A 22,800-nucleotide genomic window follows, 5' to 3' on the forward strand; every position below is an offset into this window, starting at 1 on the left:
TTTTTGTAGTTAAATTCCTATAAAAATAACTGTTTTGCCGCTAACTTATTATATCAAAGTAGTTCTTGCCAGTATCAGTTCTCAAATAAGTATATTTAAAAGTATTTGTTGCAGATAATACATGTAACTTAAAATTCTAATCCAACAAAATGAAACAAGCACTAATTTATATAACTGTTGCCATTAGCTTGATGTTGCTTTCAAGTTCCTTTTTCAAATCCACATCCTCTGATACTAAAACGCTTCCTAAAATTACAAGTAGCATTCAGGATTCTAAATTCAATACATTGGTTTGGGCAGATGAGTTTGATGGCGAAGGAGCAATTAATCCTGAAAAATGGTTCCGCCAAACACAACTTCCACCTGGAGGCAGTTGGTGGGGAGGTTTGGTACAACATTATACAAATCGTAATGATAATTCTTATGTTAAGGATGGTTTCCTAAACCTTGTAGCCAAAAAAGAAGAATATGAAGATCAGGGAGAGATTAAACAGTACACATCAGCCAGGCTTAATTCCAAATTTGCCTTTACCCATGGGAAAGTTGAAGTTAGGGCCAAAATGCCAGAAGGAATAGGAACATGGCCTGCCATTTGGATGCTGAACACAAATATTAACGAAGATGGCGCCTATTGGGATAATCAAGGTTTAGGAACCGTGAAATGGCCATATTGTGGGGAGATAGATATCCTTGAGCATTGGGGAAAGAATCAGGACTACGTGTCGAGTGCCGTGCATAATGGATCAAGTTATGGTGACAAGGTGAAAAATCTTGGTGGCCAAACCATTAAAAACGCTTCAACTGAATTTCACATTTATGCTCTGGAATGGACCAGTGAGAAAATGATTTTTAGTATTGATGGAATTGCACATTTTACATACAATCCATCCATAAAAAATACGGAAACTTGGCCCTATGATACTGACTATTATTTAATATTAAATATAGCGGTAGAGTCTGAAATTGACCAAAACTTTATTGAAAGTCCAATGGTGGTTGATTACATACGAATATTTCAATAAATCAACCTGAAGTTCATCCAAAGAATAAAATCACTAGTGTTAAATTCTGTATTTTTGAGGCTTACTAAAATTTAGTTGATGTCTCATAATACCTATCCTTCTAGATATACCATTACGGCAGCATTACCGTATACCAATGGCCCTATTCATATTGGTCATTTGGCAGGTGTCTACGTGCCTGCGGATATCTATTCCCGCTATTTGCGATTAAAAGGACATGATGTTGCTTTTATTGGCGGTAGCGATGAACATGGTGTTGCCATTCCAATGAAGGCCAAAAAAGAAGGAGTTTCCCCAAAAGAGATTATTGACAAATACCACAGTATTATTAAAAAGTCTTTTGCTGATTTTGGAATTTCATTTGATAATTATTCCAGAACCTCAGCAGAAATACATCATAAAACAGCCTCGGAATTTTTTGAGAAACTATATGATCAGGGAGATTTCATTGAAGAAGTAACCGAACAATTGTATGATGAAGAGGCCCAGCAGTTTTTAGCTGATCGTTTTGTAATTGGCACCTGTCCAAAATGTGGTTATGAGGAAGCCTACGGGGATCAATGTGAAAATTGCGGTTCCTCTTTAAATGCCACGGACTTGATCAATCCAAAATCTACCATTACCGGCGGTGTGCCCACATTAAAGAAAACCAAGCATTGGTTTTTACCCTTAGATCGCTACGAAGAGTTTCTTAAAGAATGGATCATAAAAGGCCATAAAAACGACTGGAAGCCCAATGTTTATGGTCAATGTAAGTCTTGGATTGATGATGGTTTACGACCGCGTGCCGTTACCCGCGATTTGGACTGGGGAATTCCTGTGCCGGTTGAGGGCGGTGAAGGCAAGGTATTATACGTATGGTTTGATGCCCCAATTGGTTATATCTCTTCTACCAAAGAGTGGGCAGCACGAGAAGGAAAAGATTGGGAGCCCTACTGGAAGGATAAGGACACCAAATTGCTCCATTTTATTGGAAAGGACAATATTGTTTTCCATTGCATCATCTTTCCAAGCATGCTCAAGGCACATGGCGATTTTGTGCTACCGGAAAACGTACCTGCCAATGAATTTTTGAATTTGGAAGGTAACAAGCTTTCCACCTCCAAAAATTGGGCGGTTTGGTTACATGAATATTTGGAAGAATTTCCAGGTATGGAAGATGTACTCAGATATACATTGACGGCAAATGCTCCTGAAACCAAAGACAATGACTTTACCTGGAAAGATTTCCAAGCACGGAATAACAATGAGTTGGTAGCCATTTTTGGTAATTTTATAAACCGGGTAACCGTACTTACCCATAAATATTATAACGGAATTGTCCCAACACCAGATGAGTTTTCCCAAGTTGACAAACAAACCTTGGAAACCTTAAAACAGTTTCCCACAATCATTTCTGATTCTTTGGACCGCTATCGTTTTAGGGAAGCTGGTCAAGAGTTAATGAACCTTGCTCGGTTGGGGAATAAATATTTGGCAGATGAAGAGCCTTGGAAGTTGATAAAAACTGATGAAGAACGTGTAAAAACAATACTATATGTGGCACTTCAGATTGCAACAGGTTTGGCCATATTAAGCGAGCCATTTTTACCATTCACCTCCAAAAAACTCAAAAATATCCTAAATATCAGGTCGAGCACAGTCGAGACCATTAGTTGGGAAGATATAAGCACCACCGATACCCTCCTTCCCATGGGTCATCAAATCAATAAAAGTGAACTCCTATTCCGTAAGGTTGAGGATAAAGAAATTGAAGCACAGCTGGCCAAATTGGAAGCCACAAAAAAAGCCAACCAACACATGGAGAAAGAAATCACACCCCAAAAAGAAACCATAACCTTTGATGACTTCACAAAACTCGACATGCGTGTTGGAACTATCGTTGAAGCAGAAAAAATGCCAAAGGCCAATAAGCTTTTGGTGCTAAAGGTGGATACTGGGCTGGACACCCGAACCATTGTTTCCGGCATTGCCGAAAGCTTTTCCGCTGAAGAAATTGTGGGCAAAAAAGTGACTGTGCTCGTAAATCTAGCTCCCAGGAAACTCCGTGGGGTGGAAAGTGAGGGGATGATTCTAATGACCGAAAACCAAGAAGGAAAATTGGTGTTTGTAAACCCAGATGAAGATGGCGTTGGAAATGGGGAAGGGATAAGTTAACCGATTCTCCCGTTTTATTTTGAATGCTGGTCGAACAAAGTTGAGACCTGAAAAAATCCATCAAATGCAACTCATTCCCTACATAAAAAAGCACACGCAACTTTCTGAAAAGAGCATTGAAAATACCGTTGCGTTATTAAATGAGGATTGCACCATTCCTTTTATTTCACGTTATAGAAAAGAGCGCACAGGGAATCTTGATGAAGTCCAGGTAGGTGAAATTGTAAAATTCAAAGCTGAGTTTGAAGCTTTGGAAAAAAGAAAATTGGGCATTATAAAAGCAGTTGAAGAACAAGGGCTCCTAACCCCAGAGCTACAATCAAAGTTTCAAAATTGCGCAGATTTAACAAGCCTGGAAGATTTATATCTCCCTTTCAAAAAAAGCAAGAAAACAAAAGCAGAGGTCGCTCGTAAAAATGGTTTGGAGCCCTTAGCCAAAATCATTATGGCCCAACGGAGTGATGAGATTGAGTTCATCGCCTCCAAATACCTCAACAATGAAATCGTAAATGAAGATGATGCCCTTGAAGGTGCACGTCATATTATTGCGGAATGGATCAATGAACGTTCCGACATTCGAAATCAGCTTAGAAATCAGTTGGAGCGCCATGCCCAAATCACTTCAAAAGTTGTCAAAACCAAAAAAGATGAGGAGAAAGCACAGAAGTTCCGCGACTATTTTGATTGGAGCGAACCGTTAAATCGTTGCCCTTCCCACAGGTTTTTGGCCATTATGAGAGCAGAAAAAGAAGGTTTCATCCGCATAAAAATTGAAATTGATACCGATAGGGCACTTGACAATATCGAAAGACGCATCATAAAATCAAACAATGCCTGTACCGCTCAAATAGAATTGGCCATTGCCGATGCCTACAAACGGCTTTTATTTCCCTCATTGTCCAACGAGCTTTTAAAAAATGCCAAGGACAAGGCTGATACCGATGCCATTCAAGTGTTCTCCAAAAACCTAAAACAGTTGTTGCTTGGTGCACCTTTAGGTGAAAAACGAATATTGGCTATTGACCCTGGTTTTAGAACGGGCTGTAAAGTGGTTTGCTTGGATGCTCAGAGTGATTTAAAACACAACGAGACCATATATCCACATGCGCCCCAAAATGATAGCTCCGGCGCTATTAAAAAGATAAGTTCTTTGGTGGATGCACATAAAATTGAAGCCATCGCCATAGGTAATGGAACAGCATCACGGGAAACTGAGCGACTGGTAAAACGCATTCATTTTAAGAATCCAATCGAAGTTTTTGTGGTGAGTGAAGCCGGCGCTTCCATCTATTCGGCATCTAAAATTGCTCGTGATGAATTTCCCAATTACGATGTTACCGTTAGAGGTGCAGTTTCCATTGGTCGCCGTTTGGCCGACCCCTTGGCAGAATTGGTGAAAATAGATGCCAAATCCATAGGCGTGGGGCAATACCAACACGATGTGGACCAGACCAAACTAAAAACTTCTTTGGACACCGTTGTGGAAAGTTGCGTAAACTCTGTAGGTGTCAATATCAACACAGCAAGCATTCCTTTGTTAAGTTACGTTTCGGGCATTGGTCCCAAACTAGCTGAAAACATAGTGGCATATAGGAATGAAAATGGCGCTTTTAAAAGTAGGGCAGAGATAAAAAAAGTACCTCGCTTGGGAGGAAAGGCATTTGAGCAAGGAGCTGGTTTTTTACGAATTAAAGATGCTGAAAATCCGTTGGATGATTCTGCTGTACATCCCGAAAGCTATCCCATAGTAACAAAAATGGCAAAAGATAAAAGCATCCCCTTATCAGATATCATCAGAAACAAAACGGTATTGGAACGTATTGACCTAAAATCATACTGCACAGAAACCATAGGACTGCCCACCTTGAAAGATATTCTTGAGGAATTGGAAAAACCAGGATTGGATCGCAGGGAAAAAGCCAAGGTATTTACCTTCAACCAAAACATTAAACAAATTACAGATCTACAACCGGGTCAACTGCTCCCCGGAATTGTAAATAATATTACCAATTTTGGATGTTTTGTGGATATTGGCATTAAAGAAAGTGGACTAATCCATGTTTCAAACCTATCGGATTCGTTTGTGAAGGATGTCAATGCCCATGTAAGCTTGCACCAGCAAATTGTGGTTAAGGTTTTGGATGTTGATGTACCAAGAAAGCGCATTCAATTGGCTTTGCACAAGAAAAATTGATAGGATAATGCTGAAAATTGCCTATCACCCCATCTATAAACATCCCCTGCCTGATGGGCATCGGTTTCCCATGATCAAATATGAACTTTTGCCCGAACAGTTGCTCCATGAAGGCACCTGCACTGAAGCAAATTTTTTTCGCCCTGAACTCCCCAGCGATGCACCTATTCTGGCCATACATGATTCAACATATTATCATGAATTGGTCAATCTAAAAATCAAACCAAGTGCGGCACGCAAAATTGGTTTTCCGTTAAGTGAGGTTTTGGTAAAACGAGAACGCATTATTGCGGATGGCACCATAAAAGGATGTGAATTTGCTTTGAAACATGGTATTGCCATGAACATTGCTGGAGGCACGCATCATGCTTACTCCAACAGAGGTGAGGCCTTTTGTATGCTAAATGACCAAGCGATTGGCGCACGATATCTTCAAAACTGCGGACTGGCGAAAAAAATTCTTATTATAGACCTGGACGTTCATCAAGGTAACGGAACTGCCGAAATCTTCCAGAAAGATGACTCAGTTTTCACCTTTTCAATGCACGGTAGTGGCAATTATCCCTTCAAAAAAGAAGTATCAGATTTAGATATTCCTTTGGAAAAGGGAACAACAGATGGGAAATATCTTTCCATTTTAAAAGGAACCCTTCCTGAACTACTTGAAAAAGTACGACCAGACTTTGTCTTTTATTTATGTGGAGTGGATGTTCTTGAGACGGATAAGTTGGGAACCTTGGGCATGTCCTTACAGGGGTGCAAGGAACGTGACCAGTATGTACTTCAAACGTGTTTTGAGGCCAAAATTCCTGTCCAATGCAGCATGGGTGGTGGGTATTCCCCAAATATCAAAATAATTGTTGAAGCACATGCAAATACCTTCAGGTTAGCCCAGGATATTTATGCTTAGTTTTGTTGGCTTTTTTAGGCAATACTTTTCAAGTATTCAAACTCCTTTTTCTCCTATTGGTTGTGGTTTTGAAAAAGCAATCATTGGTCCAGTTTTAATAATTCAATAAAAATCAAGATTACAGATACTCATTTTGTAATTTTATGTCTTAAACACAAATCAAGCTATGTTATCAAAAAAATTAGAAGAGGCCCTGAACAACCAAATACGAATTGAAGCTGAATCATCTCAAGTCTATCTTTCTATGGCTTCATGGGCAGAGGTAAAGGGCTTGGAAGGAGTTGCAGGGTTTATGTATGGACATTCGGATGAGGAGCGTATGCATATGCTCAAATTGGTAAAGTATGTAAATGAACGAGGAGGACATGCCATAGTTTCGGATTTAAAAGCGCCGGAAACAGAATTTGGCACGTTGCCCAAAATGTTACAGCGATTGTATGATCATGAGGTTTTTGTTTCACAAAGTATTAATGAATTGGTACATGTAACCTTGGAAGAAAAAGATTATGCCACCCATAATTTTTTACAGTGGTATGTTGCTGAACAGTTGGAAGAAGAGGCATTGGCACGAACAGTATTGGATAAAATCAATCTAATCGGTGATGATAAGGGTGGGCTTTATCTTTTTGATCGCGACATTCAGCAACTTATTGTTGAAAGTGCTGCTTCGGATACCGCTGGGGAATAATTGTTGATAATTCTTTTATTTAGATTAATTTAAAATAACTATTTTTGACCCATCTGCATGTTCGCAATGGGAAAAAAGAAGAATTCAAAGAAAAAAAACAAGGCCTTACTTAAGGAACTGACCCCAACTAATTGTAAGACCAAATGCTGTAAGAAATATAGCAAAGGAGAAAATAAGCGTTGCAAACGCTGCCCATGTTTTGACCTACTGAAAAAAGTAGCATAAAAAAAGGGGCAGTTTGCCCCTTTTTTGTTTATCTGTAAGAATCCCGCTTACTTTCCTAACATTAAAAGCTCATTACATTTTATTTCTGTGATATATCGCTTTTCCCCTTCTTTGGTTTCATACGATAGCGATGTAAGCTTCCCTTCAATAGCCACTTCTTTACCTTTTACCAAATAGTTTTCTACAATCTCAGCAGTCTTTCCCCAAGCTACCACATTATGCCATTGTGTGTCCGTTACCTTCTCCCCATCTGAGTTTTTGTAGGTCTCATTGGTAGCAATGGAAAACTTGGCAAGTTTATTACCGTTTTCCAAGATTACCATTTCCGGGTCATTTCCTAAGTTTCCAATCAACTGTACTTTGTTTCTAAGTGAATTCATGATTTTTAATTTTACGTGTTAAACAGTTAATGCTATCGAACTCTTATCATTCGACAGGGCAAACATACTAGCACAAAAAATCATGAATCGGTATTGAAACGTTTGTTTTCGTTTGTAAACGGATGTAGTCGTTTACAAACTTATATAGATGTCCCATATTAGGCATCTATATACAAAGTGGGACAGGATTAGATGATTTTTCTGGGATATACTGGGGAAGTATTTTTTTTCGGGAGTCGTGAATCTTGGTTAGTTCTCCGCTAATTCAAAGAACCAGAGCGCAAAACACTATCCGGACATTAAAGAGCGTTACGGTACTTTTCCAATTCTACCAACATTGGTCAGTTGCCGTCCTTCTTTTTGGGAACCGACACCTTCAAAACATCATCTAGCGTTCCCTCTATCTTCAATTTCTTCTCGTACTCGGTGGCACGGGGTTTTTTGTTTCTATCTGTTTTCTTTTCGCTCATGATTCAACTTCATTTTTTTAATAACCTTACAATGTTAAACAACAAAATTGTAAATCCTGCCAAACCTAATGCGACTATACCCAGAAACATAATTACATCCAATTCGTCCGGGGGTTTCGATGTCCCTTTACCAGTTCCATCCTCGTTCCATGTCATTTGTATCAAATAGCCATAAACAAACTTGTAAGCGCCTATAATAGCTGCTATCATTACGAAGAAACCCGTTAAGGCCCATGTCTTGGCTTTTTTCTTAGGGGCTTTCTTCTTTTCACTCATCATTAAAACCCAATAATACATCCGCAAGTACTCACTATTCCATAAGTGCATACAAATGATTCCTGTTTAAGGCCAGATATGAATTCGTACATTGGCACACATACAAACATGAATGATAACCATATTGCGATCAATTTGGCAAAAAGGGAAACCCTTCTTGTTTCTACATATTCAAGATTAATTGTATCAAAGTTATCCTGCATAAAGTAAAGATAATCAAAAAGCTTCCCTTTTATGATAATGCCGTAAGTTCCTTATAGCTCAAAACACTCTCCGAATCCTCCAAAAACTGATTAAAACGCTCGTTAGAGGTCAAAGTCCTGTTATTGAACCTAGCAGCATATTCATCAAGGTAGCGGCTAATGTGCTTATCGCTCACTTGATGGTAAACCCCATACAGACCACGCTTTAAAACACTCCAAAAGTTTTCTATTGTATTGGTATGCACTTGACCTTCAACATAGATATTCAAAGAGTGCTTAACATTATCGTGCTTATACGTTTTCTTCAACTGCTTGTAGGCTGCTGCTTCATCTGAATAGATGGTGCTATCGGCAGGCACGTGGGTTTTGACAAAATCTACCATATTGTTGGTGGTTTCTCCCGAAACGTGCTTTAAAGCTACCTTGCCGTCACGCTCAATGATTCCTATGATAGCTTTCTTAGCTTTATAAGGTTTACCTTCATTAGTTAAGTTTTTATCATCCTGTGAACGTCTTTTGCGTAAATGCTTGTTTGATTCCTTACCACCGATATATGTGGCATCGGTTTCTACCATCTTATTTTCACCCAACATTTGCGGAGCTTTATCTCTCAACATTTCCCTAATGCGGTGCAAAACGAACCATCCAGTTTTCTGGGTAATTCCCAAGTCAATTGCAAGTTGTACGCTAGAGATTCCTTTTTTGTGTTCCGTTGCCAACCAGATTGCAGCGAACCATATACGGAAAGGAATCTTTGAGTTTTCAAAAATAGTCCCTACCCTAACGGTAAACTTTTTGTGGCAATCCTTATCACGACATTTCCAACCCCTATTGGTCTTATATGGATTGGTACAGCCACAATGTGGACAGGCAGGCTCATTTCCCCAGCGAATGTTTTCGTAGTACGCTATTCCTGTGGCCTCGTCCTTGAAGTAATCTAAAAGTTGTGGTAGTGACTTGAATTGCATCGGTGTTTGATTAGATATTTAAATATACGATTTGTCCCATTAAATACCTAATATTAATTAACATTTATTTCAATTTTAATACGTTTCTTAAGCGAATTTTGGATTATTTCCATAATTTTATTGGAATTTATCCAACAAACAATTTCTTTGCATCCCTTTGTTCATCACTTACGAACCTAGATTTCAACATATTGTGTTAAAAACTTCACATGTAATCTAATGCATTCTTTTAACTTCCAATTTGTTAATGTTGTAGTTTTGAGATAGTTCCCATTTAAAACTCTACAACCATGCGAAATGAAATTACAGTTAAGACGCTTAGGTTAAAACCTGATGTAGTACAAAAAGTAGCCAAATTGGCTGAGGACAATAACAGGACGTTCAACAATATGGTGGAAACCATTTTATTAAAATTTGAACCAGATGATTATAGAAGTTTGATATAGATAAAAGCAAAAGGCTACTTGTGACGAAGTAGCCTTTTTGGGATTAGGAAAGTCCTAGTCCGACATTGTTTAATTAAATACAAGTTCATTATGAGAAAGTCTAGCAGGACATCCACAAGAACTGTACGGGTTAACGTCCGAACCTCGAGAGGCACAAAAAGTGTCCCTGTAAAGGTTAAGACCACAACCACCACCTATAAGTGGTAGCTACAGAGCCCTAATCAATTAAACAACTTTTTTGTTTAGGGTTAAAAACGAAGCCTAGGGGCGAAGTCGGTCTCATTAGCCGTTTACTGGGTCTCATTAGCCCAACTTAGCTGAGTTGTAATAAACTTCAACCTAGATTTCAATTTTTAAACGTCAGTATTTACGGTACTGGCGTTTTTTTATGCACTAAAAATATAAAAATAATTTTATACTAAAGTTATATTAGTATAATAAATTTACGATATATGTAATTATATCGTAATATGTATGATATATGATTTTATATCGTACTTTTATTTTTTTATGAACAAGAGCATCCCTAAGTTTTTCGTGGCAGTCCGTGGAAATAAAGTTGTGTATTTTGAATCCAATTTATCGGCATTTATTACTGGCTTAAGAGAACATATCAATAACTTGAAAAGTCTCTCTTATTACGACAAGAAATTTCGTAAGGAAAAAATCATATACCATACCGATACATTCAAACACGAATGGTCATTGCAAAGATTGATTTAGCACACCCTATCAATCATAGATTCTTTTTCAGGTTCAGGAGGGTTTCTTACTGTCTTTATAGAATGATTTCCCTATTCTAAATATCATATAAGCTATAAACCAACCAACGTATTGCCAAAACCAATCAAGTCCTAACTCATTTCTGACACGTACTTCAGGATGGAGCAATTGATAAGGTGTCCTTTTTATCAAGGGCATCAAACTTGGAATAAGATAAATACCAATTGCAATGCTCAGAAGAATAAGCAATGCAGCAATTATTCTATATAAAACTTTGCGGCTTTTGGACACTTTGCTAAAAATATCCATTTTCAATCATTCAAAAAAACTTCTTTGGTGTTTGTCCCACTTTGTATATAGATGCCCCATATTACCCTTTAGATTCTTTTTCTGGTTCAGGAGGGTTTTGAGTAAATTTATCTAATGTTAGAAAGTATAAAGAATCTGTGGTATTCCAATACGGGCTATAATTTTTTTTTCATTGTAGGTGGAATAATCTTGATTTGGTGGAATCTATATATCTTCAAATCTCGTAAAGAATGGAATTATAAAACCCCAAGAGACTTCGTTAGATTTATTATAGGGATTATATTGTTTGTATATGGGGTTGCATCGATATTTTAGATTCTTGTCCGATATCATAGATAGTTGCCCTATCAACCCCTAAATTATTCTTTGGTCTCTTTCTTGGATTGGTAGTTTCTGTATAGCCAAAGAGCAGTAAAGACCAATGCAATCAAAACCACACTCGTTATTATCGCTGTTATTTCGTTTCAGCTTCCATACTTATCTTTTATCTTCTGTAAGATACTATTTTGAGGCTACATTCCAGAGTAGCCCTTAGATTCTTTTTCAGGTTCTGGAGGGTTTATTGATTATCTTTAAAACAATGGAAAGCCAAAAAACATTTACAAAACGAATTGGGGGCTATCTACATAAAATGACTCCCGTTACAGACGCTAGTGGAAAACTACTTCATTATGTGACAAAACCTTTAATGGTAGAACTAAAACCCAGGGATGTAATGCAGATTATCATTGGATCTACAATTTTGGCACTTCCAGTAGCTTACACAGAGGAAGCCTGGAAATTGGGAGAAGAATTGCCTCTATTGAACGTTGGGTTTCTTTCCATGATATCACTTGTTTTCATTGCCCTTTTCGTTTTCTTTAACTTCTATCGCTTTAATATTAAGGGACATGTTTTCAACTATATTAAAAGAGTAATCGCAACTTACCTTATCTCAATAGTGGTTGTGGCAGTTTTACTTACCATAATACAAAGATGCCCTTGGGAAACAGATTTTATGTTGGCAATAAAACGCATAATCGTAGTTGCCTTTCCCGCTTCAATGAGCGCAACCATAAGTGATGTGCTAAAATAGTTTCTGTTCCAGAATGTATATGGATAGGAATATGACCCTAAAAGCATGGTCCAAGAAATTATCCCGGACCATGCTTCAATTATTCTCAATATGATTCCAATACAGGGACTAATGAATAAAGTTCACTACTCCGGTATCCATATCATAAACGGCGCCTTTAATCCCAATCTCCCCATTTTCTACCATTGTCCTTAATAAATCACTTTCTTTTACTACCATTTCCATGGCATGGCGAACATTGTTTTCACTCACTTCATGAACAAACAATCTATTTTTAGATGATTTTGGACCCTCAGACTTAGTAGATTGTTCAATTGCCGGTTGAATGTTCTTGAGCATTTTAGTGATATGTCCCAATTCAGCACCATCAATCGCCGCATGAATAGCCCCGCAATTCTCATGCCCCATTACCAGAATAAGTTTTGCTCCTGCAACCTTGGTGGCAAATTCCATGCTTCCAAGAATATCATCATTGATAAAATTACCTGCAACCCTTGCAACGAAAATGTCACCTATTCCCTTATCAAATACATCCTCTACCGGAATTCTACTGTCAACACATGAAAGTATGATAGCTTTGGGGTATTGGCCTGTGGCACTTTCCCGTATCTGTATGGAATGATCCCTTGCCGTAAGGTCACTTCTAACAAACCTTTCGTTGCCTGCGGCCAAACTATTGTATACCTCGTCAGGTGTAAGCGCAGATTGCTCTTCCTTGCTCAACACATTCTCCACTAAAATGCTGCTTCTATCAATTTCTATGGTCTCATTGGAAGTTTCGAAACCATCTGTTGCTTGGGCAAAACCTATTGTTGTCAATGCTAAAAAAATACCTGTGGTAATCCAAATTGTTTTCATAACCATTTCATTTAAATTGTATATGGCGAAAATATGCTACTTAATTTAAACTAATACTATTACTATTCATAATTAATAGTTAAACTATTGTATTATGATAGCAATACTTTCATTTATGGTCTTCAAAAACAATACACTTATATTTGAGTATAAAAAGAAATACTATGGAAACATGGTTAAACCCAACAACTCTTGAAGGCCATTTAGTCAGACTTATTCCAATGGAAATTTCCCATGAATCCGATTTGTTGACAGCAGCTTCTGATGGTAATTTATGGGAGTTATGGTATACTTCGGTCCCCTCACCAGATACCGTTGGAGACTATATCGCAAATGCATTGATGGAACAACAGGAGAAACGTTCGCTCCCATTTGTTATTTTGGACAAAACTTCTGGGAAGGTGGTTGGAACAACCAGATTCTTGCGTGCCGATGCCCCTCACAGAAGGGTGGAAATTGGCTCCACTTGGTATGCCAAAAGTGTCCAACGCACAGGTGTCAACACCGAATGCAAGTATCTTCTACTAAAACATGCTTTTGAAACATTAAAGACTGTTGCCGTTGAATTCAGGACCCATTTTCACAACCACCCATCAAGAAATGCAATTTTGAGATTAGGAGCCAAGCAAGAAGGTATCATTAGAAATCACAGAATTGATCATAATGGAAATTTAAGGGACACTGTTTTATTTTCAATTTTGAACAGCGAATGGCCAACAGTAAAAACTTCATTGGAGTTTAAGATGAGTCGAAAGTATTAGTGCTTACTTATTTTTAAAAGATTGGCAAAATTGTATGCCGCTTGTTCCAAGTTTTTATGGGAGCTTGCCTTTGCTTCTTCCCAATCATGGATTTTATTTAATATGGACACCGCATAGTCAAGGCCCATTTCCTGAATCTCATTAATTGAAACATCTACGGAGCCACACAAAGCAGCAACGGGGACGTTTTTGGACTTGGCAGATTTCAGCACTCCTGTGATGGTTTTTCCAGATATGGTTTGATGGTCCAACTGACCTTCTCCGGTAATAATCCAATCTGCATCCTCTATTGTATTTTTAAAATTTGCCAATTCCATAATCAAATCTATTCCAGAGGTAAGATTTGCATCCAAGAAAACCATTGCTCCACCTCCCATTCCTCCAGCAGCACCAGCTCCTGCTATTTTTTGTACATCTATATCAAACGTGGTTTTCATTACATCCGCCAAATTCCTCAATCCTTCATCCAAAAATTCAACTTCTTCTTTTGAAGCTCCCTTTTGGGGGCCATAGATTTTAGCAGCTCCATTTTCACCATAAAATGGGTTGGCAACATCGCAAGCCACTTTGATTTCAACATCGGAAAGTATACTGATTATTCTACTGGTATCAATTTCTTTTACTTTGATTAGGTTTTCCCCTATGGGCTTCAATTCATTTCCATATTCATCCAAAAACTTATATCCTAGAGCTACGGCGGTTCCCATTCCACCATCATTTGTTGCACTCCCTCCTATACCTAGAATTATTGCTTTGACACCATTTTTCAAAGCGTCCGCAATTAACTCCCCAGTACCTAGTGAGGAAGTATGCATACAATTCATCTCATCTTTATTGAGCAACGCATAGCCAGAAGCCTCCGACATTTCAATATATGCGGTTTTTTTATCCTTGGATAATAGGTATTTGGCCTCAATTTTTCGAAACAGAGGGTCATTGACAACGATTTTGACCTCAGAAGCATTCAAATAGTCCTTAACCACTTCCAAGGTGCCATCCCCCCCATCGGCCAACGGTTTTTTAATAACCAAGGCGTTTGGAAAAACCATTTTGATCCCACTGTCAACAGCTTCGCAGAACTCCCTTCCTGACAAAGAGCCTTTATACTTATCCGGAGCAATTACAAACTTCATTTAAAATGATTTAGGGAAGAAAAGCACACTTCTTGTTTTATGGAAATTTAGATATTTTGTTTGGCTTTTAAAAATGGCATACGTTTTGCCCCTGCCAGTAAAGTATTTACCTTTAAATAAACTTTCAATGATGAAACAGCTACTTATACCCGTTTTCAGTTTTTTATTTACGACTCTAGTTATAGGTCAATCCAAAAACTTTTTGGATGTTCCATACCTTGAAACCTCTGCAAAGGTGGATACCTTGGTAACCCCAGATAAAATTTACCTGAACATTGTTATTCAGGAAAAAGATTCAAAAGGCAGAAAATCTGTTGAGGAACAGGAAAACAAAATGGCCCAAAGTCTACGGTCTTTGGGAATAGACCTGGACAAACAATTGGTGATCAAAGACCTAAGCAGTAACTTTAAGAAGTATTTTTTACGTTCAAAGGAAGTACTTAAAAGCAAGCAATATTCCTTGGAAGTATACGATGGCTTAACCGCTGGAAAAGTTATGGTCGCCCTGGAAAAACTTGATATTGCCAATGCTTCTCTTGAAAAGACCGAATATTCAAAAATGGATGCATTGGAGCTGGAACTGAAGTCGAGGGCCGTTAAAAAAGCAAAAATGAAAGCTGAAGCATTGACCACTCCCCTTAATCAGAAAGTAGGTTTAGCCATCCATATTTTGGATACTTCAACTCCTTATTACGCAAGATACAATCAAGCTCCCCGTATGGAGATGAAAACAATGGCGATGGATATGGCCGAATCGGAGCCTTTGGACATCGATTTTGAGAAAATAAAAGTAGAGACCACGGTAAATATTAAGTTCATGTTGTCCAAATAAGTGCCTATCGTTCGTCTTTATGACAAACAGGTAATTATGAGGGCTCTATTTTTTGTATTTCTTTTGAATTGTGCATGGCTGTCAGCGCAAGATACACTGCAACTCCAAGAAGGACAGTATCCCCCTAAAGGGAACTTGGAACAAGTATCCTGGATTACCGGTCATTGGCAGGGCGAGGTCTTTGGTGGTATTTCAGAAGAAATCTGGAGTGCGCCTGATGGAGATTCCATGATGTTCGTTTTTAGATTGGTCAATGAAGGTAAGGTCACTTTTTATGAAATAGGACATATGCGGGAAATTGACAATACCCTTCTGATGCAGTTAAAGCATTTTGATGGGAATCTCAAAGGCTGGGAAAGCAAAGACGAAACCGTAGATTTTAAACTGGTGAAAATAGAAGCGAACAAGGTATATTTTGAAGGGATTACCTATGAGCTGATCAGTGAGAATGAAATGCATGTGTATGTCTTGGTTGAAGGAAAGGAAGTGTTGTTTAAGTATCGGAAATCCTGAGGAATCAGTCCAGTACGGACAAACCCGCATTGACCATAAGTCTTAATTTATTGGGGGCAGCATCCACTTTGGCCACAACCCGCAAGCCACTATACAGTGTAAAAAGCATTAACCCAATGCTTTTGGCATCTTTTGAGGCCTTAAACTCCCCCTTGTCGATACCCTTTTGGATATAATTGATAAAAAGACGTTGCACGTTTATATTGTTATCCTGTATCACCTTACGAAGGGCTTCATCCCCTGGAATAAGCTCGGTGGTGGTATTAACAACAAAACAACCTTTGCGGGCTTCATCGGTGATGGCTTCCTCAATAGCAACATCAAACAGTTTTTTAATTCCTTCCCGCACTGTGCTTTCTTTGTCAAAAATTGATTTGAGCTGTTTTCCTGCCGTGTTTCTATATTCCTCAAAAGCTCGATTAAAAAGTTCATCCTTACCCCCAAACGTATCATAGAGACTCGCCCTATTGATTCCCAAGTGGGATACCAAACTTTGTATTGAAGTGGCATGGAACCCTTTTTCCCAAAAGAGTTCCATTGCCTTGTTCAATATTTCCTTTTCATCAAATTGCTTTATTCTTGGCATTATTTTGGAATAATTGTTCCAAATTTATTGAAAAAAACTATACTTGTGCAAGACCACCATCCACCGGTATTTCGGCACCTGTTATATAACTACTATCGGAGGAAGCCAAAAATAAAGCGGTTGTCGCCACCTCATCCGCATTGCCAAACCTTCCCAATGATACCATAGATGGTAGACTGGTAGCTAGTTCATCTATATTCTCTTGTGGCACATTGTGTTTTCCATAAATCGGAGTGTCAATCGGTCCTGGGGCAATGGCGTTCACGCGAATCCCTTTTGGACCAAACTCTGAGGCTAAGGTTCTTGTCACAGAACGCAAGGCGGCCTTACTGGCTGCATAAGCGGCCATCCCACCAAATCCTTTTACATTTGTGATAGAGGTGTTAAAAATAATGCTTGCCCCTTCATTTAAATCATTGTAAGCTGCCTTCACAGTAAATAGTGGCCCCTTTACGTTAATGTTATGCACTTCATCAAAAATTTCTTCGGTAAGACCATCAATGGTCTCCAATCTAAATACTCCTGCATTTAGGAACAATACATCAATCTTTCCAAATTTTTCAACGGTTTTTGCAATCAAATCCTTACTGTCCGAAATACTTGAAGCTTCCGCCTTTACCAAAAGGTAGTCCCCTGAAAGTTCATTTTCCAACGCAGCCAATTTCTCCTGACTTCTACCCGTCAAGACCACCTTTGCGCCCTCTTCCAAATACCTTTTTGCTGTTTGCAAGCCCATACCACTTGTTGCTCCTGTAATTACTGCTACTTTGTTTTCTAGTTTTTTCATAATACTATATATGTTGCTATATTTATTTTGGAACGATTGTTCCGATACAAACATATAAATAACAGAATGATTGTTCCAAATAAAATTTCATGTTTAACATTTGTTTATATTTAATTTCAAAATTCCTTTCATGTCGAATTCTTTTATTGCCGATAAAACTTTTGATAACCAAGATTACAGTGAGACACGATTGAAGAAAGCTGATTATGAGAATTGCATCTTCAAGAATTGTAAATTTTCAAATGGTTTTTTGGACAATCAAAACTTTATGGAATGTCAGTTTTTAGAGTGTGATCTGACAAATGCGAACGTAAAACATACCATTTTTAAAGAATGCCTGTTCACCAGCTCTAAATTGATGGGACTTCGTTTTGAAGATTGCAATGATTTTTTATTGGCCGTTGAATTTGAAAACAGTGATTTGAGTTTTGCCTCTTTTTTTCAACTCTCAATCAAAAACACCCCATTTAAAGATTGCAAATTAATTGAAACAGACTTTACGGAAGCAGACCTAACACTGTCCACATTTACCAATTGTAATATTGATAGGGCTATTTTCAATCAGACCATTCTTGAAAAAGCGGATTTTAGAACTTCTTTCAATTTTGATATTGACCCGCAGCAAAACAAGCTCAAAAAGGCCAGGTTCAGTAAGGAAAACCTCATTGGTTTACTAAAAAAACACGATATTGTAGTTACCTAAATGCTTACCTATGTCTGATAAACTCTGTTTGGAATGTGGAGATAAACTTGTTGGTAGGGTAGATAAAAAATACTGTTCCGACCATTGTAGAAATGCCTATAACAACAGACTAAACAAGGATAGTAAAAACCTTGTTAGAAACATCAACAATAAACTAAGAAAGAATTACCGTATACTCAACAGTTTCCCCTTAAAAGAAGGAAAGACAAGAACAACCAAAATGCGTTTGATGGACAAAGGTTTTGACTTTGAGTACATCACAAATTTATATACCACAAAAAAAGGGAGCACCTATTACTTTGTATATGACCTAGGGTATTTACCACTAGACAACGACTATTATATGATTGTAAAGCGAGAGTAAGATTTTTTATTTCCAGTTTTGTGCACTAAGCTTTAATGCGGCGACAACAATATCTTTACGACTAATTTGCCCAACCAAAATATCACTTTTCATTACGGGAAGTCTCCTTCTATTATGCTTGTCAAAAACCCCTGCAGCATCAAAAATGCTCATATCGTGAGGTATGGTCTGTACATTTTTTGTCATGTACTTTTCAACACTTTTATCTAAAATTGGTTGGTTAAAATATCTGCTTTCCGAAATTTGCTTCATACAATCCGCCTCAGAAATAATTCCCACCAGGAACCCATTTTTATCCATAACGGGCCCTCCCGAAATATGATTTTTGGCAAAAGATTCCATCACTTCCAAAATAGATTGCTCTGGAGTAAACGTGACCAATTTTTTAGTCATATAATCCTCCACCAATATAGGGGCATCATATTCTTTTTTTGAAGCACCCTTTAATCGTACGCCTTGAAAACTTTTGATTGCCATAGGGATTTTTTTAAGGTTGAACTATCAATATAGGAATTTTTTGCGAATTATCTAAATTTTAGCGCCTGAATATGAGGACTTTTCATAATTTCATACTTTTGGATACCAACCCTGTCTAACTATGAAGTTTTCTAGAACTCTTGCCCTTTTGTTACTTGTTTTTGCAGTGTATTGGAGTTATAAATCGTTAATGCCATCCTATCAAAGTAATCAGGACAACCAATTACAATCCTTTTCCACAGATAGGGCTTTGGCCCATGTTAAAAACCTTTCTAAAGAACCGCACGCAGTTGGTTTTCCAGGGCACCCAAATGCAAGAGGATATATTATCGCTGAACTTAAAAAACTTGGGCTTGAAACTACTACCCAGGAAGGGTTTAATGCTGGAGATTGGGCCAATTTCAGTAAGGCCACAAACATCTTGGCCAAAATTGAAGGCTCGGGAGAAGGAAAAGCATTGCTTTTAATGTCACATTATGATAGCGAACCACACTCCTCCTTCGGCGCAAGTGACGCTGCTAGCGGAGTTGCAACCATTCTTGAAGGTATACGGGCCTTTTTGGAAGAAAACAAAGCTCCAAAGAACGATATAATTATCCTTATTACAGATGCTGAGGAATTGGGACTTAATGGAGCTATTCTTTTTGTTAATAAGCACCCATGGGCGAAAGAGGTTGGATTAGCAATTAATTTTGAGGCTCGAGGTAGCGGCGGGCCCAGTCATATGTTGATTGAAACCAATAAGGGCAATGGAACACTCATAAAAGAATTTACAAAAGCAAATCCCAAATATCCTGTTGCCAATTCATTGGCCTATAGTGTCTACAAAATGTTACCAAATGATACGGATTTAACCGTTTTTAGAGAAAATGGTGATATAGAGGGTTTCAATTTTGCATTCATAGATGATCACTATGATTATCATACCGCACTGGACGCCTATGAAAGATTGGACAAAACCTCGTTAGCGCACCAAGGCAGTTATCTTATGCCTATGCTGTCTCACTTTGGCAATGCTGACCTCAACAACCTCAAAAGTCTGGATGACTATGTATATTTCAATCTTCCCTTTTTTAGATTGGTTTCGTATCCCTATGAATGGATCTGGCCCATGTTTGGTGGAGCTTTACTTCTATTTGTATTCTTTTTGTTCTCAGGTCTTAAAGTAAAGAAGCTTAAAGGGAATGAAATTTTAAAAGGGTTTCCTCCACTCTTCTTCGCTTTGATCTTAAATGGTCTTTTTGGGTATTTTGGGTGGACTGTAATCAAATGGTGGTATCCAGATTTTATTGATATGCTACAGGGCTTCACTTATAATGGGCACACCTATATTCTTGTCTTTGTATTTTTTTCCTTGTCGGTCTGTTTTTGGATATATCATAAATTCAGAAAAGTCAAGACCCAAAATCTTTTGGTTGCACCCATTGTTTTATGGCTGCTGATTTGCGCGCTTGTAGCTGCCTATTTAAAGGGAGCTAGTTTCTTTATTCTTCCGCTTTTTGCTTTGTTGATTTCTTTTATGGTAATCAACAATCAGGATGAACCGCACCCTTTCTTATTATTGTTTTTGGCGCTCCCAGCTATTTTCATCTACGCTCCTTTAATAAAAATGTTTCCTGTTGGACTTGGATTAAAAATGATAATTGCAACAACTGTTTTAACGACGCTTTTATTTTTCCTTTTACTTCCATTTTTTGGACTGTTGAAAAACAAAGGACGTTTGGCCTATGCTGCTCTTTTCCTATTTTTCATATTTAGCATTTCAGCACATATCGACTCAGGTTTCAACAAAGAGCAGCCAAAACCAAGTAGCCTTTTATATGTGTACGATACAGATAAGGATTCCGCCGTTTGGGCCACCTATGACAATCAACCAATTGATTGGAACAAACAATTTTTAGGGAACGAAAAGAGAATTCCAAACCCTGGAGAATATGAAACACTAACAAGTAAATACCGTACTGAATTTACGTATATAAAGGACGCTCCCAAAAAAGATATACCAATCCCTTGGATAGATACGGTTAAAGACACAATAATTGGAAATGAAAGATTTGTTGAATTATGTATCACACCAAAAAGAAATGTCAATCGGTTGGATATTTATACCAATTCCATCAAGTTAAATTCTGCCAAGGTCAATAATGTTCAGCTTTCTGATTATTTTCTGGAAAACAGGAAAAAAAGATTGATTACCCACTATATCAGTAATAATGAGTACACGGAACTTGAAGTGAGTTTTCCAAAAAACGAGACGCTAGATCTTACTCTTTACGAATCTTCATATGATCTGCTCACAAACCCTGTGTTTACAATTCCAGAAAGACCAGAAAATAGTATTCCAATGCCCTTTGTACTAAATGATGCAATTCTAATTACCAAAACGAAAAAATTTGATTAAAAAAATCGGTGTTTTAGGATGTGGATGGCTTGGATTTCCACTGGCAAAAAAACTTGTTGGTGAGAATCATTCGGTGTATGGGACCACTACATCCCAAGAAAAATTGGCCCTTTTAAAAAGTGAGAAAATAGAGCCCTATAAAATATCATTGAATGCCGATGGTATTCATGGTGATATTTATGGCTTTTTATCCAATGTTGATATTCTCATTGTTAATGTTCCACCAAAACTAAGAGGTAAAAACACAGAGAGTTTTATTGAAAAAATGAAGCTATTGCATTTAGAAATAAAAAAAAGTTCAGTTTCTAAAGTAATCTTTGTCAGCAGTACCTCTGTTTATGGGAATGTTTATGGCGAGGTAACCGAAGAAACCATTTCACTACCATTTACAGAGTCAGGAATTCAGCTTTATGAAAGTGAACAACTTTTTATGAAGGATTCCGCATTGAGTACAACAATTATTAGGTTCGGTGGATTAATAGGCCCAGACCGAAACCCAGTGACCATGCTATCAAAACGAAAAAATTTAAGCAATGGAAACGACCCTGTAAATCTCATTCATTTGTTTGATTGCATCCATATGATAATGACCATTATCAAAAATGGGTATTGGGGGGAATTGTTCAATGGGGTATATCCATTACATCCCATAAAAAAAGAATATTATACAGAAGAGGCACGAAAAAGAGGCATTTCTCCACCGCATTATGCAGAGAATAGTAAAGAAGGAGCAGGTAAATTGATTATTTGTAAGAATTTTACTGATAAATCACATCATTTCCTTACCTCAATTATATCTTGATTGACAACAAAAAAATCGCACTTTACAACAATTAGGATAATTTTAAGTTAATTAATACACTGATTTTTAATAAGTTAAATGCTCTGCCGTTATCTTTGTAACAGATTAATTTATTAGTGTCATGGGAAATTCAAGATTAACAACAAGAATCTTGATGGAAATGGAGAATTTGATTACAAAGAGTAGTACAAGAGAAAACATAACCTCAAGATTTCAAGACTTACATAAATCTATTCTAAGAAAGCACTACAATGCTGCAGACGTGGAAATAGACTATCATAGACAACGAATAAAAATGGATGTGGTACTTAACGATCAAGAATACGATCCCAATACCATAAACCTAGTGGTGTGTACAATCCCGGTAAATCTTTTTTATAAGGACTTAGCCTCCTTTTTAAGGTCTTGTTTATTGAAAGATGTAAAAAGTCTAGCCTTTTATGCCAGTTTACTGCGAAAACATACAGATAAAGACATTTCAATGTTAGTGCTTTAAAAGCATTGAAAACCGCAATTGAAAAAGATGCCCAAGGGTAT

Annotated in this window: 25 protein-coding genes; 15 read left to right on the plus strand and 10 right to left on the minus strand. The window is 37.7% G+C overall.

Going from position 1 to position 22,800, the window contains the following annotated elements:
* The first annotated feature begins 149 nt into the window (after window positions 1-149).
* The 5 genes from AAY42_RS10855 to AAY42_RS10875 all read left to right on the plus strand — a co-directional run bounded on the left by AAY42_RS10855 (window position 150) and on the right by AAY42_RS10875 (window position 6,971).
* Window positions 150-1,022 carry a glycoside hydrolase family 16 protein gene (locus AAY42_RS10855; RefSeq protein WP_055395092.1) on the plus strand — a complete coding sequence of 291 codons (873 nt, stop codon included), beginning with the start codon at window positions 150-152 and terminating at the stop codon, window positions 1,020-1,022.
* A gap of 78 nt (window positions 1,023-1,100) precedes the next feature.
* The gene (gene metG, locus AAY42_RS10860; protein ID WP_055395094.1) at window positions 1,101-3,179 is read left to right on the plus strand and encodes a methionine--tRNA ligase; all 2,079 of its coding nucleotides are present in this window, start codon (window positions 1,101-1,103) and stop codon (window positions 3,177-3,179) included.
* Between the two features lie 64 nt (window positions 3,180-3,243).
* Window positions 3,244-5,373: a Tex family protein gene (locus tag AAY42_RS10865; RefSeq protein WP_055397886.1), complete on the plus strand. Its 2,130-nt coding sequence runs from the start codon at window positions 3,244-3,246 to the stop codon at window positions 5,371-5,373.
* A gap of 7 nt (window positions 5,374-5,380) precedes the next feature.
* Window positions 5,381-6,283, plus strand: coding sequence for a histone deacetylase family protein (locus AAY42_RS10870; protein ID WP_055397887.1), 903 nt, complete (start codon window positions 5,381-5,383; stop codon window positions 6,281-6,283).
* A gap of 166 nt (window positions 6,284-6,449) precedes the next feature.
* Complete coding sequence (locus tag AAY42_RS10875; RefSeq protein WP_055395096.1) at window positions 6,450-6,971, plus strand: ferritin; 522 nt, start codon at window positions 6,450-6,452, stop codon at window positions 6,969-6,971.
* A gap of 272 nt (window positions 6,972-7,243) precedes the next feature.
* On the opposite strand, the gene AAY42_RS10880 is transcribed toward AAY42_RS10875, so the two are convergent.
* The 4 genes from AAY42_RS10880 to AAY42_RS10895 all read right to left on the minus strand — a co-directional run bounded on the left by AAY42_RS10880 (window position 7,244) and on the right by AAY42_RS10895 (window position 9,493).
* Window positions 7,244-7,576 carry a single-stranded DNA-binding protein gene (locus AAY42_RS10880; protein WP_055395097.1) on the minus strand — a complete coding sequence of 111 codons (333 nt, stop codon included), beginning with the start codon at window positions 7,574-7,576 and terminating at the stop codon, window positions 7,244-7,246.
* A 341-nt stretch (window positions 7,577-7,917) separates the two neighbouring features.
* Window positions 7,918-8,046 (minus strand): hypothetical protein, encoded by a 129-nt coding sequence (locus AAY42_RS18570; protein ID WP_262491954.1) that lies wholly within the window; start codon window positions 8,044-8,046, stop codon window positions 7,918-7,920.
* Window positions 8,047-8,055: 9 nt separating this feature from the next.
* On the minus strand, window positions 8,056-8,373 hold the full coding sequence (locus AAY42_RS10885; protein ID WP_139063717.1) for a hypothetical protein: 318 nt from the start codon (window positions 8,371-8,373) through the stop codon (window positions 8,056-8,058).
* A gap of 181 nt (window positions 8,374-8,554) precedes the next feature.
* Window positions 8,555-9,493, minus strand: a complete 939-nt coding sequence (locus AAY42_RS10895) for an IS1595 family transposase (RefSeq protein WP_055395104.1) — start codon at window positions 9,491-9,493, stop codon at window positions 8,555-8,557.
* Window positions 9,494-9,783: 290 nt separating this feature from the next.
* Here AAY42_RS10895 and AAY42_RS18315 point away from each other — a divergent pair, with 290 nt between their 5' ends.
* Complete coding sequence (locus AAY42_RS18315) at window positions 9,784-9,939, plus strand: hypothetical protein (protein WP_175288758.1); 156 nt, start codon at window positions 9,784-9,786, stop codon at window positions 9,937-9,939.
* 756 nt (window positions 9,940-10,695) lie between these two features.
* Here the strand turns inward: AAY42_RS18315 and AAY42_RS10905 are convergent.
* Complete coding sequence (locus tag AAY42_RS10905; RefSeq protein WP_055395108.1) at window positions 10,696-10,971, minus strand: hypothetical protein; 276 nt, start codon at window positions 10,969-10,971, stop codon at window positions 10,696-10,698.
* A 580-nt stretch (window positions 10,972-11,551) separates the two neighbouring features.
* Here AAY42_RS10905 and AAY42_RS10915 point away from each other — a divergent pair.
* Window positions 11,552-12,046, plus strand: coding sequence for a DUF2391 family protein (locus AAY42_RS10915; protein WP_055395112.1), 495 nt, complete (start codon window positions 11,552-11,554; stop codon window positions 12,044-12,046).
* Between the two features lie 108 nt (window positions 12,047-12,154).
* Here AAY42_RS10915 and AAY42_RS10920 read toward each other — a convergent pair whose 3' ends face one another.
* Entirely contained in the window at window positions 12,155-12,904 is a 750-nt protein-coding gene (locus tag AAY42_RS10920) for a carbonic anhydrase family protein (RefSeq protein WP_055397888.1), read from the minus strand.
* Between the two features lie 164 nt (window positions 12,905-13,068).
* On the opposite strand from AAY42_RS10920, the gene AAY42_RS10925 reads away from it, so the two are divergent.
* The gene (locus AAY42_RS10925; RefSeq protein WP_055395115.1) at window positions 13,069-13,665 is read left to right on the plus strand and encodes a GNAT family N-acetyltransferase; all 597 of its coding nucleotides are present in this window, start codon (window positions 13,069-13,071) and stop codon (window positions 13,663-13,665) included.
* On the opposite strand, the gene AAY42_RS10930 is transcribed toward AAY42_RS10925, so the two are convergent.
* Complete coding sequence (locus tag AAY42_RS10930; protein WP_055395117.1) at window positions 13,662-14,798, minus strand: glycerate kinase; 1,137 nt, start codon at window positions 14,796-14,798, stop codon at window positions 13,662-13,664. The two genes, AAY42_RS10925 and AAY42_RS10930, sit on opposite strands and share 4 nt — an antisense overlap.
* A 127-nt stretch (window positions 14,799-14,925) precedes the next feature.
* Here AAY42_RS10930 and AAY42_RS10935 point away from each other — a divergent pair, with 127 nt between their 5' ends.
* Together AAY42_RS10935 and AAY42_RS10940 are read left to right on the plus strand one after the other, a co-directional pair.
* Entirely contained in the window at window positions 14,926-15,630 is a 705-nt protein-coding gene (locus AAY42_RS10935) for an SIMPL domain-containing protein (protein ID WP_055397890.1), read from the plus strand.
* 36 nt (window positions 15,631-15,666) lie between these two features.
* Entirely contained in the window at window positions 15,667-16,143 is a 477-nt protein-coding gene (locus AAY42_RS10940) for a DUF6265 family protein (protein ID WP_055395119.1), read from the plus strand.
* A gap of 4 nt (window positions 16,144-16,147) precedes the next feature.
* On the opposite strand, the gene AAY42_RS10945 is transcribed toward AAY42_RS10940, so the two are convergent.
* Window positions 16,148-16,729 (minus strand): TetR/AcrR family transcriptional regulator, encoded by a 582-nt coding sequence (locus AAY42_RS10945; protein WP_055395121.1) that lies wholly within the window; start codon window positions 16,727-16,729, stop codon window positions 16,148-16,150.
* Window positions 16,730-16,766: 37 nt separating this feature from the next.
* The gene (locus tag AAY42_RS10950; RefSeq protein ID WP_055397892.1) at window positions 16,767-17,516 is read right to left on the minus strand and encodes an SDR family oxidoreductase; all 750 of its coding nucleotides are present in this window, start codon (window positions 17,514-17,516) and stop codon (window positions 16,767-16,769) included.
* Between the two features lie 130 nt (window positions 17,517-17,646).
* Between AAY42_RS10950 and AAY42_RS10955 the strand changes: the two genes are divergently transcribed.
* Window positions 17,647-18,219 carry a pentapeptide repeat-containing protein gene (locus AAY42_RS10955; RefSeq protein WP_055395124.1) on the plus strand — a complete coding sequence of 191 codons (573 nt, stop codon included), beginning with the start codon at window positions 17,647-17,649 and terminating at the stop codon, window positions 18,217-18,219.
* Between the two features lie 10 nt (window positions 18,220-18,229).
* Window positions 18,230-18,583 carry a hypothetical protein gene (locus tag AAY42_RS10960; RefSeq protein ID WP_055395125.1) on the plus strand — a complete coding sequence of 118 codons (354 nt, stop codon included), beginning with the start codon at window positions 18,230-18,232 and terminating at the stop codon, window positions 18,581-18,583.
* A gap of 6 nt (window positions 18,584-18,589) precedes the next feature.
* Here AAY42_RS10960 and AAY42_RS10965 read toward each other — a convergent pair whose 3' ends face one another.
* Window positions 18,590-19,060 carry a CBS domain-containing protein gene (locus AAY42_RS10965; RefSeq protein ID WP_055395127.1) on the minus strand — a complete coding sequence of 157 codons (471 nt, stop codon included), beginning with the start codon at window positions 19,058-19,060 and terminating at the stop codon, window positions 18,590-18,592.
* Between the two features lie 121 nt (window positions 19,061-19,181).
* Between AAY42_RS10965 and AAY42_RS10970 the strand changes: the two genes are divergently transcribed.
* The 3 genes from AAY42_RS10970 (at window position 19,182) to AAY42_RS10980 (ending at window position 22,759) form a co-directional block, all read left to right on the plus strand.
* A complete protein-coding gene (locus AAY42_RS10970) occupies window positions 19,182-21,461 on the plus strand; it encodes a M28 family peptidase (RefSeq protein WP_055395129.1) in 2,280 nt (759 codons plus the stop codon).
* Complete coding sequence (locus AAY42_RS10975; protein WP_055395131.1) at window positions 21,454-22,263, plus strand: SDR family oxidoreductase; 810 nt, start codon at window positions 21,454-21,456, stop codon at window positions 22,261-22,263. Before AAY42_RS10970 ends, AAY42_RS10975 begins: the two co-directional genes overlap by 8 nt.
* Window positions 22,264-22,384: 121 nt before the next feature.
* Window positions 22,385-22,759 carry a hypothetical protein gene (locus AAY42_RS10980; RefSeq protein WP_055395133.1) on the plus strand — a complete coding sequence of 125 codons (375 nt, stop codon included), beginning with the start codon at window positions 22,385-22,387 and terminating at the stop codon, window positions 22,757-22,759.
* Window positions 22,760-22,800: the final 41 nt, after the last annotated feature.

This window comes from Flagellimonas eckloniae, assembly GCF_001413955.1.
GTDB classification, from domain to species: Bacteria; Bacteroidota; Bacteroidia; order Flavobacteriales; family Flavobacteriaceae; genus Flagellimonas; species Flagellimonas eckloniae.